Origin of the sequence: Dechloromonas sp. ARDL1, assembly GCF_051122455.1 — a bacterium.
GTDB lineage: Bacteria > Pseudomonadota > Gammaproteobacteria > Burkholderiales > Rhodocyclaceae > Azonexus.
On sequence record NZ_CP168939.1, the window covers coordinates 2,769,963 to 2,786,243 of the forward strand.

General features: G+C 64.4%; 10 protein-coding genes. 3 read left to right on the forward strand and 7 right to left on the reverse strand.

Translation table 11 applies throughout. The features are described from left to right. Positions 1-32 precede the first annotated feature (32 nt). Genes AB6Q56_RS13685 through AB6Q56_RS13705 form a run of 5 tightly spaced genes read right to left on the reverse strand, consistent with a single transcriptional unit; the run spans position 33 to position 8,988 of the window. The gene (locus AB6Q56_RS13685; RefSeq protein WP_434513674.1) at positions 33-1,490 is read right to left on the reverse strand and encodes a complex I subunit 4 family protein; all 1,458 of its coding nucleotides are present in this window, start codon (positions 1,488-1,490) and stop codon (positions 33-35) included. After that, on the reverse strand, positions 1,487-3,001 hold the full coding sequence (locus tag AB6Q56_RS13690; protein WP_434513675.1) for a complex I subunit 4 family protein: 1,515 nt from the start codon (positions 2,999-3,001) through the stop codon (positions 1,487-1,489). The genes AB6Q56_RS13685 and AB6Q56_RS13690 overlap by 4 nt, the downstream gene beginning before the upstream one ends. Then, positions 2,998-4,524, reverse strand: coding sequence for a proton-conducting transporter transmembrane domain-containing protein (locus AB6Q56_RS13695; protein WP_434513676.1), 1,527 nt, complete (start codon positions 4,522-4,524; stop codon positions 2,998-3,000). Before AB6Q56_RS13695 ends, AB6Q56_RS13690 begins: the two co-directional genes overlap by 4 nt. Continuing rightward, entirely contained in the window at positions 4,521-7,541 is a 3,021-nt protein-coding gene (locus AB6Q56_RS13700; protein ID WP_434513677.1) for a DUF2309 domain-containing protein, read from the reverse strand. Before AB6Q56_RS13700 ends, AB6Q56_RS13695 begins: the two co-directional genes overlap by 4 nt. A 1-nt stretch (position 7,542) precedes the next feature. Beyond that, positions 7,543-8,988, reverse strand: a complete 1,446-nt coding sequence (locus tag AB6Q56_RS13705) for a complex I subunit 4 family protein (protein WP_434513678.1) — start codon at positions 8,986-8,988, stop codon at positions 7,543-7,545. Positions 8,989-9,175: 187 nt separating this feature from the next. Between AB6Q56_RS13705 and AB6Q56_RS13710 the strand changes: the two genes are divergently transcribed. The 3 genes from AB6Q56_RS13710 (at position 9,176) to AB6Q56_RS13720 (ending at position 12,200) form a co-directional block, all read left to right on the forward strand. Further along, entirely contained in the window at positions 9,176-9,775 is a 600-nt protein-coding gene (locus tag AB6Q56_RS13710; protein ID WP_434513679.1) for a peroxiredoxin, read from the forward strand. Positions 9,776-9,914: 139 nt separating this feature from the next. Further along, the gene (locus AB6Q56_RS13715) at positions 9,915-10,502 is read left to right on the forward strand and encodes a response regulator (RefSeq protein ID WP_434513680.1); all 588 of its coding nucleotides are present in this window, start codon (positions 9,915-9,917) and stop codon (positions 10,500-10,502) included. Between the two features lie 180 nt (positions 10,503-10,682). Continuing rightward, positions 10,683-12,200 (forward strand): methyl-accepting chemotaxis protein, encoded by a 1,518-nt coding sequence (locus tag AB6Q56_RS13720; protein WP_434513681.1) that lies wholly within the window; start codon positions 10,683-10,685, stop codon positions 12,198-12,200. 22 nt (positions 12,201-12,222) lie between these two features. On the opposite strand, the gene AB6Q56_RS13725 is transcribed toward AB6Q56_RS13720, so the two are convergent. Further along, positions 12,223-12,720 (reverse strand): WbuC family cupin fold metalloprotein, encoded by a 498-nt coding sequence (locus tag AB6Q56_RS13725; RefSeq protein ID WP_434513682.1) that lies wholly within the window; start codon positions 12,718-12,720, stop codon positions 12,223-12,225. Further along, on the reverse strand, positions 12,717-16,190 hold the full coding sequence (gene dnaE, locus AB6Q56_RS13730) for a DNA polymerase III subunit alpha (RefSeq protein WP_434513683.1): 3,474 nt from the start codon (positions 16,188-16,190) through the stop codon (positions 12,717-12,719). Before dnaE ends, AB6Q56_RS13725 begins: the two co-directional genes overlap by 4 nt. Between the last annotated feature and the right edge of the window lie 91 nt (positions 16,191-16,281).

Sequence of the window (16,281 nt, forward strand, 5' to 3'; positions counted from 1 at the left end):
AAGCGAAACCCACACGAGCTTACACCCGACGATCAGCGCGTCATACCCGAAGCCCAGGCCTCGGCCGCCGGTCGGACGATCTCTATCCACGGCCCGGGATAGATGCCGATGCCGGCGATCATGACGATCAGGGCGACCAGCACCGCCCACTCGCGCGGCCGCAGGTCGCTGGCCTGGCCCACCCCCACCTTGTCCACCGGCCCGAAGAAAGCTTTGCGGTAAAGCGCCAGGAAGCCGCCGGCGGCGATGGCCAGCCCGAACAGGGCGGCCATGCCGGCGCCGGTGTGGCTCTGCAGCGCGGCGATAATGAGCATGAACTCGCCCGGGAAGCTGCTCGTCCCCGGCATGCCGACGCCGGCCAGACCGCAGATCAGGAAGCCGGTGGCGAGCAGCGGCATCGTTTTGGCGGCGCCGCCCAGGGCGTGGATATCCGTCGAACCGGTGCGCTGGCGCAGGAATTCGAGCAACAGAAAGGCGCCGCCGGTCGCCACCGAGAAGCTGAGCAGCAGCGATACCGCCCCCTGCGCCCCTTGCGCCGTGTAGGAAGCCAGCCCGAGCACCGCCAGCCCGACGTGGCAGATACTGGCGTAGGCCAGGCTGACCCGCATATTGGTCTGTGCCAGCATGCCGACCGCTCCATACAGGATGGCCACGGTACCGAGGCCGGCGAGCAGCCAATGCAGGTCGAGCGCGGCGTCGGGCGCCAGCGGCACGGCAAAGCGGATCAGGCCGAAAGCGCCGAGCTTGAGGCCGACCAGCAGCGCCGTCAGCGAACCGGGCGCGGCCAGCGCGAACTGCGGCAGCCAGGTATGCAGCGGCACCAGCGGCACCTTGACCCCGAAGCCGACCAGACACAGCAGAAAAACGGCCGTCTGCGTCCCACGGGGCAGGGGCACCGTCAGCAACGCCGTCAAATCGAAGCTGGGCACGGCCTGGCTGCAGGCCAGGATCACGAACGCCAGCAGCAGCGGCACGCCGCCCGCCAACATAATCAGAAAATAGCGCGAGGCCGCCGCCGGGGCACCGCGCGTTACCCCCCAGCGCCCGAGCAGGAAGTACAGCGGCAGCAGGGTCAGCTCCCAGAAGACGAAGAAAAGAACCGTATCGAGCGCGCAGAAGATGCCGAAGGTCGCCGCCTGCAAAAGCAGCAACAGGCTGTAATGGAAACGCGGCGCCTCCGACACGGCATTCCAGCAGGCAGCCAGAGAGCCGAGGAAAAGCAGTGCCGTCGCCGGCAGGAAAAGGATGGACAGGCCGTCGACGCCGACCCGGTAGTACACGTTCAGGCTGGCGATCCAGGGATGGCTTTCCAGCAGCTGAAAGCGCGCTCCCGCCGGATCGTAGGCGGCCAGCGCCGCTACGCCCAGCACCAGCGAGACGAACATGCTCCAGGCCGCCAGCCAACGTGCCAGGCGCGCCGGCAGCAGCCACAGCAAACCGGCGGCCGCCAGCGGCAGGCAAACGAGCAGCGAAATCAAGGGCTGGCTCATGGCGCGAACCTCGCGGCCGCCGCCTTGCTCGCCGCTTCGGTCAGGAACAGCCAGGGTTCGGTGAAAAAGCCGATGGCCAGCATGGCGGCCAGGGCAATTCCGCCGACCACGTATTCCATAGGCAAGGTACGGTCGACATCATGGCTGCCGGCTTTGGCCTGCGACAGGAAGGCACGCTGGAAGGCCCAAAGCAGGAAGCCCGCTGCCGCCACGTTGCCGAGCGCCGTGGCGACCGTAGACAAGGCGCCGAACTGGTCGATGGCCGCCTCCAGAATCAAGTGAGCGGCATCGAAACCCGGCGTCCCCGGCATGCCGACGATGGCCAGGCCGAAGCTGAGGAAGGCGATGGCGAGAAAGGGAATGCGTTCGAACAGGCCGGACAATTCGTGCAGCTCGGTCGTTCCGGTGCGCCGGAAGACGAAGCCGACGATGAACCACATGCCGGTCACCGCCAGCCCGAAGTTGGCGGCGAGCAGCACCGCGCCCTGGATACCGGACTCGTGCAGGCTGAACAGGCCGATGACCAGCAGGCTGGTATGGCTGACCACGGCGAAGGCGAGCAGGCGGCGCAGGTTGGTCTGCTGGAAGGCGAGCGCTGCCGTGAAGAAGACGCCGGCCATGGCGAAACCGACGACATACGGCTGCCACGCCTGCACCGCCGCCGGGGTCAGCGGCAAAACGAAGCGCAGCATGCCGTAGATGCCGACCTTGACGCCAACCATCAGCGCCGGCGCCACGGCGATCAGGCCGTGCTGTGCCATGTTGGGCAGCCAGCCATGCAGCGGAAAGAGCGGCGTGCGCACGGCCAGTCCGTAAAACAGCAGGTAGAAGGCGGCAGTCTGGAACTTGCCGACCGGGATGGCACCGACCAGGTCGAACAGGTCGAAGCTCCACCGTCCGCCGGTCGCCTCGGCGTGCCCCCAGCCGAGCACCACGCAGCCGGCTGCGAACAGCGCCCAGCCGAAGCCCTGGTACTGGACGAAGCGCGCCAGCGCCTGGATTTCGGCGCGCGACGAAGCCCAGCGGCGCAGCAGGTACACCACCGCCCACAGTTCCAGCCCGGAGAAAGCGGCAAACCAGGCGACATTGACGGTGACCAGCATGCCGACCAGCCCGGCCTCGGCGATCAGCAGAACGGCAAACAGGCGGCCCGGCGAAATCATGCCGCGGCTCATGCCATAGAGCGTCATCAGGAAGGTCAGCAGGGCTGCCGACAGAATGAAGACCATGCTCAGACCGTCGACGGCAACATGGTAGGCCAGCGGCGCGAAACGTTCGGCCAGCTGCAGCGCCGGCGACGTCGGGTCGAGATGGAGAACGGCGGCGACCGCCAGCAGCAGTTCGCCCAGCGCGAACACCTTGCCGAGCACGACGGCCGTCGTTCGCTCCTTGAACGCGAAGACAACCGCTGCGCCCAGCAGCGGCAGCAGCTGCAGCAGGAGCAGCAGCGGCAGGGCGGCCTGGCGCTGCCAGAAAATTTCGCTAAAGCCGCCGAAAACCGCGCCGCTCACAGAATCACCACGAAAGTCGCCATCACCGCCATCATCAGGTAGCGCGGCTGTTCGAGCAGCCCCTCGATAGTCCGCAGATAAGCGCCGGTGCGCTGCAGGAGCTTTTCGGCGGCACCGCCCCTGCCGCGCAGCAGCAGGCGATACTCGATGCGCTGCAGACTGTCGGAAAGCGCCGCCAGCAGGCGTCCGGGCAAGCCATCGACCCGCACCAGCGGCCGCTCCGGATGCAACGCCCTGCCCTGCCCGGGCTGGCCGATGGCACGGTCGATGAAATGCGTCTCCAGCCCGCGCACATCGCGCGAGAACGACTGGGTCGGCTCGACGAGCAGCGTCTGCGCCAGCTTGTCCAGCCAGAAGCGCTGCAGGGCGATGGTGTACAGCAACTGGTTGTTGCGCAGCCAGGCCGGCGGTGCGGGCGGTCTTTCGCGGGTAATGGCCAACCACGACGGCGCGAGCAGGAATTGCCAGATGCGCCAGCCGGCATGCAGACAGAGATGGACAAGAGCCAGCGTCGTCCAGCCGAGGCCGATGGCGACGAACATCAGCGCCACCTGGAAGACAACGCCGAAGATCAGTGCCGACTTGACGTCGGTCTGCACCAGTCCGCACAGCCAGGCGTAGATCGCCGTCAGTACGCCGACGATGACCAGGCCGATCATCACATCCGGCACCTGGACGAGCAGCGGCTCCAGGCGCAGCAGCAGATAGACGCCGGCATGCACCATCACCGCGCCGTAGAAGATGGCGGACGACGGCGTCGGCCCCTCCAGCGCCCGGGTTATCCAGGCGGTGAACGGCAATTGCGCCGACTTGGCGAGCGCCGCGATGACGAAACCGATGACCAACAGGCGATCATTCACCACGCTGATCTCCTTGGCCCGCGACAGGGCCGTCCATTCGAAGCCGCCCAGCCAGGCCGCCGCCAGTCCGAGCGCGAGCAGGAAGCCGGCATCGCCAGCGCGGTTGGTGATGAAGGCGAACAGCGCATTGCCGGTCGCCACGGGGCGGTGCCAGGCGTAGCCGATGAGCAGGAAGGACGAAATGCCGCACATTTCCCAGCCGACGAAGGCGAGCAGTCCGTTGCCGGCAAGCAGCACGAACTGCATGCCGGCCAGAAAGAAGCCCAGCGCTATGAAGAAACGATGGAAACCGGCCTCGCGGTGCAGGTAATTGGCCGAGAAGCGGACGACCAGCCAGCCGATCAGCGCGGTCAGCGTGCCCAGGATCAGCGACAGCGGATCGAGCATGAACGAGAAGGTTGCCTCCCAGTTGCCGTTGCCGAACCAATGCGCCAGCCGGCGGTGTCCCGGCGCGCCATGCACCAGCGCCAGCGCATCGATGGCGAGCAGCAGCGCCAGTCCGCCGAAAGCGGCCAGCGATGCCAGGCGCGCGGTTAGCGGCTCGGCTGCGTCGCCACTGGCCCGACCGAGCAGGACACGGATGCCGGTCACGACGACGGCCAGCAGCGGCAGGACCGGCACCAGCCAGACCCAGTCGGCGAGCAGATCGAGCAGCATCTTCATCGCGCCCCGCCGAGGATGATGGCCGGCGCCAGCGCGGCGGACTGACCGGCGAACCAGTCGGCCGAGCGCGCCACCTGCGGCAGCACGGCCGGGCCGGACCACGGCAACCAGCCGCGACGCGGGCAATAGCGCTGAATGGCCCCGCTGGCCGGGTCTTTGGCGGCGACCACGATCCAGGCGTTGCCGACCAGTTCCTGCAAGGCCGGCTGGCGCTGCACGATGGCCGTCAGTACGTCCGTTGTTTGCTCGACCACCACCAGCAGGCGCATCGGCTCGTGAATTTCGACCATCTGCCAGGGCAGGCCGGTGCGCAGGTCGGAATCGGCACCTTCCATGACGCCGAACAGCCCGGTCAGGTTGTGCGTCACCTTCGAGCCGCAACCGAAACGCTCGTTATCGACCGAGGAAAAATAGTATTCCAGCGCAATCCCGGCCCCCACCGGACCGGCGGCGAGCAGGATGCCCTCGACGATGCGCCCCTCGGCGTCGTCGGCGGTCGGGTCGTAGGAAATCAGGAACACCCGGCGATCGAGGAAGAGCCCACGGCTCATCTGCCGACGGCCGATGAAGGCCGCGGCGTTCGTCGCGTGCCCCAGTTCGGGACGAGCCTGCGAAAGATCGTTGGCGCGGCCGAGCATGTGCCGGCGTGCCTGCCACGGCGTCGGCCGCATCGGCGCCGAGGCCAGGCGACGGCAGCGTTCGGCGGCGTGCGCCCGGCACGCCTCGCCGATCTGCCCGACCAGACGATCCAGCGCCAGTTGGAAACGCTCGGGAACCCCTTCCAGGTCATACCATTCGACCCCGTCGTCGCAGGTGTTGTGCTCGGCAGCGACGAACCAGCTGTCGTCGCCAATCGCCAAGCCCAACCGAGCCAGGCCGGCACGCACCTCCGGCCGGTTGGCCAGCGCCGCGAAGACGCGCGCATTGGGCCCGCCGTGGCGGCCGGAGCAGGCACCGCAATCGTAGGCCGACAGGTGTGGATTGTTCAGGCTGTTCGAGCCATGCCCGAAGATCACGACCAGCGGCGCAAAGTCGCGAGTCAAGCCGATCATGCGCAGAAAGGCCGCCACCCGTTCGACCTGTTCCTCTTCGCTCCACCCCGAGCGAGGCCGTTCCGGCGTCGCCTCGTCGTCCCGTTCGGCGGTCAAGGCCAGGCGAGTGGGCACCCGCCCGTCGAATTGTTCCCGCCAGCGTCGCCGCGTTTCGGCAAACCAGCCCGGCGCCAACGTCGCCGCCGTCAACGCAGCCAGCGCCGGCACACTGCCCAGCGCGGCGAGCAGCGGGCCGGCCAACGCCCGGCGCCGGGTGTCCTGATAAAAGCGTTCGCGCCAGCGCAAGCGCCTCTCCCGACGCGCGGCATGGCGCACCGCCAACGCCTCGGCACCATGTGCCGGCAGCTCGCGGATCAGGTGGCGCGGCTGTACGACGACCGGGCACAGCGCCGTCTTGTCCGGGTCGTCCAGCCCCTGCCAATACATCGGCACGCCAAAGAAACCGGCTGCGCCCAATGTCTCGATATCAGGGGCGATCTCCTCGAGGTGGCGCCGCGTCCCCTCTTCGCGATCATCCATGCACATCACCACCTGGGCCGACGGCACCGCCGGCGAAAGACGACGCGGATGATTGGCCGCCAGCGCCGAGAACAGCTGCTCACGATAATGCCGCTCATAGGCGAGCAACCAGACGTGGCCGCGCTGCAGGGTGTTCAGGCTCGCCGTGCAGGCCAGCAGCTTGTCGGCATCTTGCATGCCGAGGCGGGCGACGGCATCGGGCGTCATGCCCAGTTGTCGGACCAGTGCAGTCAGCCGCCATGCCGCCCCGTTCACCCGCAGCTGCGCCAACGCAGGCCTCAGCCGCTCGGCCAGCGCCTGCCAGGCCGGCTCGTCGACATGGCCGACCCGGGCCTGCTCGACCAGGTTCGCCGCCTCGCCTTGCAGGTCCTCCGGCAAGCGCGCCCGGTGGGCCACCCGGCGGACGAGAAGCTCGTCGGTACGTTCCCGGAAATAGGCGTCCAGCTCGGCCACGCCCATCGGCCAGCCGACCAGCCGGCGTACCAGGTCGTCGGTCAGCAGGCGTTCGAGGAGCACGCGCACGGTCAGGTAGTCGAGCATGGCGACCGGCGTGCCGTCGCCCCGACTCGGGTTGCGGTCGCGCCACAGGAACATGCCCGACCAGCCGGGCAATTCCAGGCTGAGGCGCTCCAGGTAGCCAAACCATCGGGTTTCGTCCGGCAGCAAGCGCGGCAACGCATCGAGCAGGACATCCAGCGGGTCGTCCGGCAAATGCAGTATCTCGTCGCGGACATTCGGCAACTCGTCCATTTCCCAGGCCAGATCGAAACCGGCGCTGGCTCGCCAGGCGGCGAAGAAGCCCCGGTCCCGCGCCGGGTTGCGCCAGGCGGCAACGCCGAGATCGAGGTGGGCCGCGAGATGGCGTTGCAGGATGCTGCGCGTCCGCTCCAGCACATCCTCACCGGTCAGTTCGGCGAGCAGATCGCGCCATGTCCGCGTCTCGCCGACTCCGGCACACTCCGCCGCCCACGCACCAAGCTCGTCCGCTGCGGCCGGCGACGACGCCACCAGCGACGCGCAGGCCTGAAACATGCGCTCTTCATCGCACAGCCCTTCTCGCCGCAACCAAGCGATACGTTCTTCCCCGGCGACCTCGTCGCCAGCCAGCAGGCTGGCCAGCAGCACATCCCCCCGGGTCGAGCCGGGAACGACAAGCGACTCGAGATCGGTGACGCCGGCATCGTCGAGCGCCGCCGACAAGTCAGCCCGCGTCACCCGCCCTTGCGCGAAGCATTCGCGGAAACGGCTTTCCGGCCAATAGGTAAGCGCCCCGCTCTGCCGATGGGCGGCCGCCAGAGCCTGGTCAAACGGCAGGTGCTGAAAGCCGTGCAGGGTATTGTGATGGACGAAATCGCGAATCGGGGCTTGCGCAGGCAAGACATGCGTCAGGTGATCGACCCAGGCGGCCAACTGCTCGCGGATGGGTAGATCGCGCCGGTCGCTCATCTCATTCCCCGAACCGTCCGGCCACCAGGCCGACACTGCCCGCCACTAATTCGAGCAGGGGCGCCGGCCACAAGCCGAGCGTCACGATGCAGACCGCCAGCAAGCCGGCGGCCAAGGTTTCCGTGCGCGTCATGTCCGCCAGTTCCATGCCCTCCCCCTTCAGGCACAGACGACCGATGACGCGCAGGCTGTAGGCGGCGCCGACCAGCATGGCCAGCCCGAGCAGGATCACCCAGCCGCCCCAGCGCACATAGCCAGCCAGCAGCGCATGCAGCTCGGCGATGAAACCGGCACTGCCCGGCAAGCCGATGGCGGCAAGCAAGCCAAAGGCCGCAAAGAAGGCAAAGCGCGGCGCCTTGCCGAGCAGCGAGCCGTAGTCGGCCAGATCGCGGCTATGCGTCCGCTGGTAGAGCAGGCCGACAACCAGGAACAAGGTGGCGGCGGTCAGCCCGTGCGCCACCATCTGCACCACTGCGCCGGTCAGGCCGGTGACATTGAGGGTGGCGATGCCGAGCAGCACCACGCCCATGTGCGAAATCGACGAGTAGGCGACCATCGCCTTCAAGTCCTGTTGCCGCCAAGCCAGGACGCCACCGTAGAGCAGGCTGACGAAAGCGAGGATGGCCAGCCAGTCCTGCGTGGCCAACAGCGCGGCAGGCAGCGTTTCGGCGGCGCGGATCAGCCCGTAGGCCCCCATCTTGAGCAGCACGCCGGAAAGCAGGATGGACACCGGGCTGGGCGCCTCGACGTGGGCCAGCGGCAACCAGCCATGCAACGGGAAAACCGGCATCTTGACGCCGAAGCCGATGAACAGGCCGGCAAAGATCAGCAACTGGGTATTCACCGGCAACTCGCGACCGCCGGCGGCCATGTCGGCCATCGCGAAGCTGTGACCGGGCGCCGCATCATAAAGAAAAAGCAGGGCGACCAGCATGAACACTGAGCCCCCCAGCGTATAGAGAAAGAAATTGAGCGCCGCGCGCTGCCGGTTCGGCCCGCCCAGCCGGTCGATCAGGAAGAACAACGGAATCAGCGTCGCCTCCCAGAAAACGTAGAACAGCGACCAGTCGCGCGCCGTGAACACCCCGAACATCGCCGATTCGAGCAGCAGGACCAGCACGTAATAGAGCCTGGCGCCTTCGTTCATGCGCCGCGATACCAGCACGGCAATCAGGGAAAGCAAGGCAGCGAGCAGTACCATGGCCAGCGAGATGCCGTCGACGCCCAGTGCGAAATACGAACCGAGGCGAACGTTCCAGGCACGGCTTTCGAACATCTGGACCGCCGCCCCGGCCGGGTCGAAGCGGCTCGCCAGCCACAGCGCGTAACCAAGCGCCGCCAGCGCGAATACCATGGCCGCCTGCCACAAGGGCAAGGCGCGCCGCGCCGGCATGACAGCCAGCAGGACAGCCCCCACCACCGGCAGAAAGACCAGCGCCTTCAGCATGCTCTGGCCCCTCCGCCAGCCTGCTCGGCATTCATTATTCTCATGAATGGATTATGCCAGCGAGCACGACATCACAGGCAAGTAGAAAGCAGCCTTTTCCCGTTTCATTGGTTTGACATGGCATCCCCGCTTCGCTAAATTGGTTATTTACCCCAACCCCGAAACCAATCACGATAAGGAGTTTCCAATGGCCGTTCTCGTTGGTAAGCAAGCCCCCGATTTCACCGCAACCGCTGTCTATGGCAACAACGAAATCAAGGAACTGAAGCTCTCTCAATTCAAGGGCAAGCCGGTCGTCCTGTTTTTCTACCCGCTGGACTTCACCTTCGTCTGCCCGTCCGAACTGATCGCCTTCGATCATCGCCTGGAAGAATTCAAGCAACGCGGCGTTGAGGTGATCGGCGTCTCCATCGATTCCCAGTTCACCCACCTGGCGTGGAAGAACACCGCCGTCAAGGAAGGCGGCATCGGCCAGGTCGGCTATCCGCTGGTCGCCGACGTCAAGCACGAAATCTGCCGCGCCTACGATGTCGAACTCGAAGCCGCCGGTGTTGCTCTGCGTGGCTCCTTCCTGATTGACAAAAATGGCATTGTCATGCACCAGGTCGTCAACATGCTGCCGCTCGGCCGCAATATCGACGAAATGCTGCGCATGGTCGACGCGCTGCAATTCTTCGAAGAACATGGCGAAGTCTGCCCGGCTGGCTGGAACAAGGGCAAGCCCGGCATGGTCGCTTCGACCGAAGGCGTCGCCGCCTACTTGGCCAAGAACGCCAAGAAACTGTAATTCCCTTGCTCCGGGCCAGGAGCAAAACGTGGATGTAGAAAACCCCGGATTTTTACCCGGGGTTTTTTTTCATTGAAGTTTCGCCCAATATCAGGATAGAATTTGCTGAATTTGCAATTTCATAGAAGACGATCTGATCATGGCGGAATCCGAATACCTCAGTACCCGGCAAGCAGCCCTGCGTTTGGGCGTTTCTCTTGGGACCGTTCAGAACATGGTGGAAAGCGGTGCGCTCGAAGCCTGGAAGACCGCCGGCGGCCACCGCCGGATTCCGGTCGCCTCGGTTGAAGCCTTGCTCGCCCGTCGGCGCAACCTGACGCCGAGCGCGCAGGAAAACGGCGGCCAACTCGACATCCTGGTCGCCGAGGATGATCAGACTCTGCAGATGCTCTACCAAATGACCATCGACAGTTGGGGCCTGCCCATCAAGCTGCGTATCGTGGCCAATGGTTTCGATGGCCTGCTGCAGGTCGGTCAGCGCGTTCCGGACATCCTGATCGCCGACCTGATGATGCCGGGCATGGATGGCTTCGAAATGATCCGCCGTCTGCGCGCCAACCCCGACCTCGCCCGCATGGACATCATCGTGGTCAGCGCCATCGACCGCGAGGAAGTCATCAAACGCGGCCTGCCGGCCGACATCACCATCTTTGGCAAGCCGATTCCCTTCCACGAAATCAAAGGCTTCCTGCTCGGCCGCATCGCAGCCCGTCAACGCATCGCCTGAATCGCTTCAGGCACCACGACTCCCCAAGGCCCGGCTTGCTCCCGGGCCTTTTCTTTTGGGGTTGTGCCTGCAAATTTTCAATTCTCGCAACAGTATGGCAAGCCCCATGGCGAAAGCGTATGATCCCGCTGGATTTGCCTCGTCCCGGCAAACAAAAAAATACACCTGGAGGAGATATTAATGGGATTCTTTGGACGCAACGCGTCACTCGACAAGATTGATCGGGATATCGCGGCGATTGCCGAAGGTCAAGCCGACCTGTCGCATTCGGTCGGCACCTCCGGCAGCAATGCGGAGGGACGAATATCCGCCAACATCAACCGATTCTTCGCTCGTGTCCGTTCGTTGATTTCGCATGCACGCGAACGCAGCGTGAGCATTGCCGCCGATGCGGCACGCATGAACCAGTTGGTCCAGCAGACCGATGAAGCCGTGCGGCGCCAGGAAACCCTGGCGGCCAACGTTTTCGAGTCGAGCAACCGCGTCAACCTGGCCGTCGCCGAAGTAGCCATGAACTCCGATGCCATCCAGGCATCGACCCGGAACAATCTCGACCTCGCCCAGCGCTCGCTGGAGCAGATGGAAACCGTTGCCTCGACCATGCGCTCGACCAACGCACATATCGAACACTTCTCCTCGACAGTAACCGAACTACACACCAGTTCGATGAAGATCAACGAGATCGTCTCGCTGATCAACGACATTTCGGACCAGACGAACCTGCTGGCCCTCAACGCAGCCATCGAAGCAGCCCGCGCCGGCGAGGCCGGGCGGGGCTTCGCCGTGGTCGCCGACGAAGTGCGCAAACTCGCCGAGAAGGTCAAGACAGCCACCCAGGTCATTGGACAGAACACGCAATCGATGATCAACCTGGTTGCCGACACATCGGACAAGACGCAGACCATCGTCGGAGAAGTCACCAAAGCCAACGGTTACATCGAAACCTCGGCAAACGATCTGACGACCATGGTCGGTGATTTCAAGGTGACCACCGAACAGCTGACAACAATCTCGGGAGCAATCTACAACCTGCGCGAGAGCAACCAGGCCATCCATAGTGAAGTAGAGGAAATCCGCGACCACTCCCGCGACATTTCGGGCCGCATGAAACAATGCATCGCATCGGCAAAGACCCTGCGCGAATCAACCGAGGATTTGCAGTGCACGCTCGCCGACTTCCGCACCGGCAACAACATGTTCGATACGCTGCACGACAAGTGCGCACACTTCCGCGACAACGTCGCCGGCATCCTGCACAAACTGGCCGCCCGGGGTGTCGATGTCTTCGATCAGTCCTACAAGGAAATTGCCGGCTCGAACCCCAAGCGCTATACCACTGCGTATGACGCCCAGTGCGACAGCGATCTCACACGACTGTACGACGACCTGCTGCGCGATGTGCCCGGCCTGACCTATGCGTTGTCTGTCGACAGCAATGGCTATGCTCCGGCCCACAACGGCGTTTTTTCCAATGCCCCGTCGGGCGACCCGGCAGTCGACCTGGTCAAATGCCGCCACAAGCGCATCTTCAACGATCCAGTCGGCATCAAGCTGGCCAAGAACCAGAAGAGTTCGCTGTTCCAGACCTATGTCCGCGACACCGGTGAAATCCTCAACGACCTGTCAATGCCGATCATGGTCAACGGTCGTCACTGGGGTGGCGTACGCATCGGCTTCAAGACCGACCTGATCAAGTAATTCGGCAGCGGGCAGGCGCCGCTCAGTCGCACAGGCTGGTGTTGCCGCCCCCGCCGCAACGTTCGCGCAATCCGGCCAGATAGGCAGGCACACCGACCTCCCCCTCCTGCGGCGCCCATGCAGCCCGTTCCTCGGCGGATACCGGCACATAGGGACCGGCCTTGGCCTCGAAAAAGACGGTACCCGGCTCCAGGGCAATAACCGTGTGATAGATGCCGTTTGGAATATCAACCCCAAGCCTCTCGCCCCCCGCCTGCAGCACAAAGCCATGCTCCGGCTGGCCCAAGGCGTCGAAAAACAACACGCCCAGACTGCCGCGCAGGATCAGCAAGGTTTCATCCTTGGTCTGGTTGAGATGGCGATGCGGCGGAACATAGGAGTCCGGCTCCATGGCGATCAACAGGCGATGCGCCGGATAATCGTTGTCAGGGTGGAAGTTGCGATGAAAACGTCGGCGCGGCGACTGTCGGGCGGCGTCCACCAAGCTCGCCATCAGGGAACGATCGATCACCGTGATCATTGATAGACGATCTCCACGTTTTCCGGCTGCAGCCAACCGCCCAGGGCTTCGAGCAGTGCATCGTCGAGACGGACGCGTGCCGATTCGCCCAGTACCATTTCACACTCGGCGATCTCGTTGCGGTAACGAATGCGTACCGTCGCCGGGCCTGGGGCAAAGGGTAACAACAAGGATTTCAGTTTACCGACATCGGAATTTCCGTTCATCCTGAGCAGGAGGTGCCGGGCGAAGCGCGCCCGTGCCTCGCCCAAGGTCATCAGCCGCTCGGCGACGACGGCATTGCCGCCCGAGAACTCGTCATAGCGCACCTTGCCCTCGATGACCAGGATCTCATCGGTGACGATCTTGTCGCGCTCGGCCTCGAAGAGTTCGTTGAACACGGACACCTCGACCATCGCCGTGCCGTCGTCAAGCTGGACAAACAGCATCTTGCCGCGCCGGGTCATCTGGGTACGGATGCCGACGACGATGCCGGCGATGTTGGTGAATTCCTTGGACGGCTCAAGACGGTTGAGCGGGCGGCGGATGAAGCGCGACAATTCCTTCTTGCTGGTGTTGTACGGGTGACCGGAGAAGAAGAAGCCGAGCGCCGTCTTTTCCTCCATCAAGCGGGTCTTTTCATCCCACGGACGCACGCTGACGTATTCCGGCGCATGTTCGTCGGCAACATCGGCGATGTCGAACAGGCTGGTCTGCATGGCGTTGCGCTCAGCCTGCTCGGCGAAATCCATGGCCACGCCCACGGTCGCCAGCAATTTGGCGCGATCTGGCCCCGGCGCATCGCCTGCGGTCAGCGGGGCAATCGAGTCGAAGGCCCCGGCGCGGATCAACGCCTCGATGGTGCGGCGGTTGACCATGCGCTTGTCGCAACGCTGGCAGAAATCGAACAGGTCCTTGAACAGCCCGCCTTCCTCGCGCGCCTTGAGAATGACGTTGACCGCCTGCTCACCGGTGCCTTTGACTGCCCCCAGGCCATAGCGGATGGTCTCGCGATCGACTGGTTCGAAGCGGTAGGGCGACGCGTTCACGTCCGGCCCCAGCATCTTCACCTTGTTGGCGATGGTGTCTTCGTAGAAGATCTTCACCGTATCGGTGTTGTCCATATCGGACGACAGGGTCGCCGCCATGAAGGCCGCGCAGTGGTAACGCTTGAGCCAGGCCGTGTGATAGGTGACCACGGCGTAGGCGGCGGTGTGCGACTTGTTGAAGCCGTATTCCGCGAACTTGGTCATCAGGTCGAACAACTGCTCGGCCAGCGCCGGATCGTAGCCGCGCTCCTTGGCGCCGGCGGCGATGGTCTCGCGGTGCTTGGCCATTTCCTCGGGCTTCTTCTTGCCCATCGCCCGGCGCAGCATGTCGGCGCCGCCCAGCGTGTAGCCGCCGATGATCTGCGAGATCTGCATCACCTGTTCCTGGTACACGATGACGCCGTAGGTCGGCGACAGGCAGGCGGTCAGGTCGGGGTGGAAGTAGTCGATCTTCTGCTGGCCTTTTTTGCGCAGGATGAAGTCGTCCACCATCCCGGAGCCGAGCGGACCGGGGCGATAGAGCGCGAGCACAGCGATGATGTCTTCGAAACGGTCGGGCGCCAGCTTCTTCAGCAGCTTCTTCATGCCTTCCGATTCCACCTGGAAGATCGCCGTCGTATTGGCGTCCTTCAGTATCTGGTAGGCACCGGGATCTTCGAAGCCGAGCGACATCAGGTCGAGCTTCTCGCCCGTCATGCGACGGATGTACTCGACGGCCAGCTCGATAATGGTCAGGTTGCGCAGGCCGAGGAAGTCAAACTTCACCAGACCGGCCTTTTCGACGTCGTCCTTGTCGAATTGCGACACCGGCGAGGCATCGGCGCCGGTGGCCTGATAGATCGGGCAGAAGTCGGTGATCTTGCCCGGCGCGATCAGCACGCCACCGGCGTGCATGCCGACGTTGCGGGTCAAGTCCTCGAGGCGTCCGGCTAGGTCGAACAGCTCGCGGATCGTTTCACCATCGCCGTCGCCCTCCATCATGTCGCGCAACTGCGGCTCCTGCTCCAGCGCCTCGGCAAGCGATACCGGCTTGTTCTGGACGATGGGAATGAGCTTGGAGATGCGGTCGCACATCGAGTACGGCAGGCCGAACACACGGCCGACGTCGCGGATTACCGCCTTCGACGACATGGTGCCGAAGGTGGCGATCTGGCTGACCGCGTCGGCACCGTAGTGTTCGCGGACGTATTCGATAACGCGCCAGCGGTTGTCCTGGCAGAAGTCGATATCGAAGTCGGGCATCGATACCCGCTCCGGGTTCAGGAATCGCTCGAACAGCAAGGCATAGGCCAGGGGATCGAGGTCGGTGATGCGCAGCGAATAGGCGACCAGCGAGCCGGCACCGGAACCCCGGCCGGGACCGACCGGCACGCCATTCTGCTTGCCCCAGTTGATGAAGTCGGCCACGATCAGGAAGTAGCCGGGGAAGCCCATCTGCAGGATGGTCTTGCACTCGAAGTCGAGGCGCTCGTCGTACTCCGGCCGCCGCTGGGCACGCACTTCAGGGTCTGGGTACAGCTCGACCAGGCGTTTTTCCAAACCAGCCTTGGCTTCCTGGACCAGGAAATCGTCGAGCGACATCCCTTCCGGGGTCGGGAACAGCGGCAGGAAGTTCTTGCCCAGCGTCATCTCGATATTGCAGCGCTTGGCGATTTCCAGCGTGTTTTCCAGCGCCTCGGGCAAGTCGGCGAACAGTTCGACCATCTCGTCCTGCGACTTGAAATACTGCTCGGCGGTATAAATCTTCGGCCGGCGGGTATCGCCCAACACGTAGCCCTCGGCAATACAGACGCGTGCTTCGTGCGCCTGGAAGTCATCGGGCTTCATGAATTGGATCGGGTGCGTGGCAACCAGCGGCAAGCCGGTTTCGCCAGCCAGGTCGGCCGTCTGCTGGACAACGGCTTCCTGCTGCGGTTGGCCGTAGCGCTGCACTTCCAGATAAAAAGCGCCGGGGAAGATCGCTTCCCAGGCTTTCGCCCGCTCGCCGGCAAGGTCGAAATTGCCGTTCAGCAGGGCTTCGCCGACATCGCCGAGATGCGCGCCGGACAGCGCGATCAGGCCATCGCAACCGATCTCGGCGAACCATTCGCGGCGAATCTCGGCACGGTCACGCCGGCCTTCGACCAGGTAGGCCTTGGTCAACAGTTCGCACAGTTGCCGGTAGCCCTCGCGATTGCGCACCAGCAGCAGCAGCCGATGGGCATCTTCCGGCGCATCCGGATTGGCGATCCAGACATCCGCCCCGGCCACCGGCTTGACCCCCTTGCCGCGCGCCCCGGTGTAGAACTTGACCAGCCCGAACAGGTTGCCGAGGTCGGTCAGCGCCATGGCCGGCATACCGTCGCCGGCGGCGCGCTTGACGGCATCGCCGATGCGGACGATGCCGTCGGTCACGGAGTATTCGGAATGGAGGCGGAGGTGGACGCAGCGCGGGGGATTCATAAGCGCAATTTTACTGCGCCCCGGCCTGCGCAGACGACCCGTTCGTCAGGGGGATTAACGACGGAGCCTTCCGTCCCGAGGATCAAAGCTA

Excerpts from the sequence above, each read along its gene's own strand:
- AB6Q56_RS13685 (WP_434513674.1), bottom strand. The coding sequence starts at position 1,490 with ATGAGCCAGCCCTTGATTTCGCTGCTCGTTTGCCTGCCGCTGGCGGCC.
- dnaE (WP_434513683.1), bottom strand. The coding sequence starts at position 16,190 with ATGAATCCCCCGCGCTGCGTCCACCTCCGCCTCCATTCCGAATACTCC.
- AB6Q56_RS13720 (WP_434513681.1), top strand. The coding sequence starts at position 10,683 with ATGGGATTCTTTGGACGCAACGCGTCACTCGACAAGATTGATCGGGAT.
- AB6Q56_RS13695 (WP_434513676.1), bottom strand. The coding sequence starts at position 4,524 with ATGAAGATGCTGCTCGATCTGCTCGCCGACTGGGTCTGGCTGGTGCCG.
- AB6Q56_RS13710 (WP_434513679.1), top strand. The coding sequence starts at position 9,176 with ATGGCCGTTCTCGTTGGTAAGCAAGCCCCCGATTTCACCGCAACCGCT.
- AB6Q56_RS13705 (WP_434513678.1), bottom strand. The coding sequence starts at position 8,988 with ATGCTGAAGGCGCTGGTCTTTCTGCCGGTGGTGGGGGCTGTCCTGCTG.
- AB6Q56_RS13715 (WP_434513680.1), top strand. The coding sequence starts at position 9,915 with ATGGCGGAATCCGAATACCTCAGTACCCGGCAAGCAGCCCTGCGTTTG.
- AB6Q56_RS13700 (WP_434513677.1), bottom strand. The coding sequence starts at position 7,541 with ATGAGCGACCGGCGCGATCTACCCATCCGCGAGCAGTTGGCCGCCTGG.
- AB6Q56_RS13725 (WP_434513682.1), bottom strand. The coding sequence starts at position 12,720 with ATGATCACGGTGATCGATCGTTCCCTGATGGCGAGCTTGGTGGACGCC.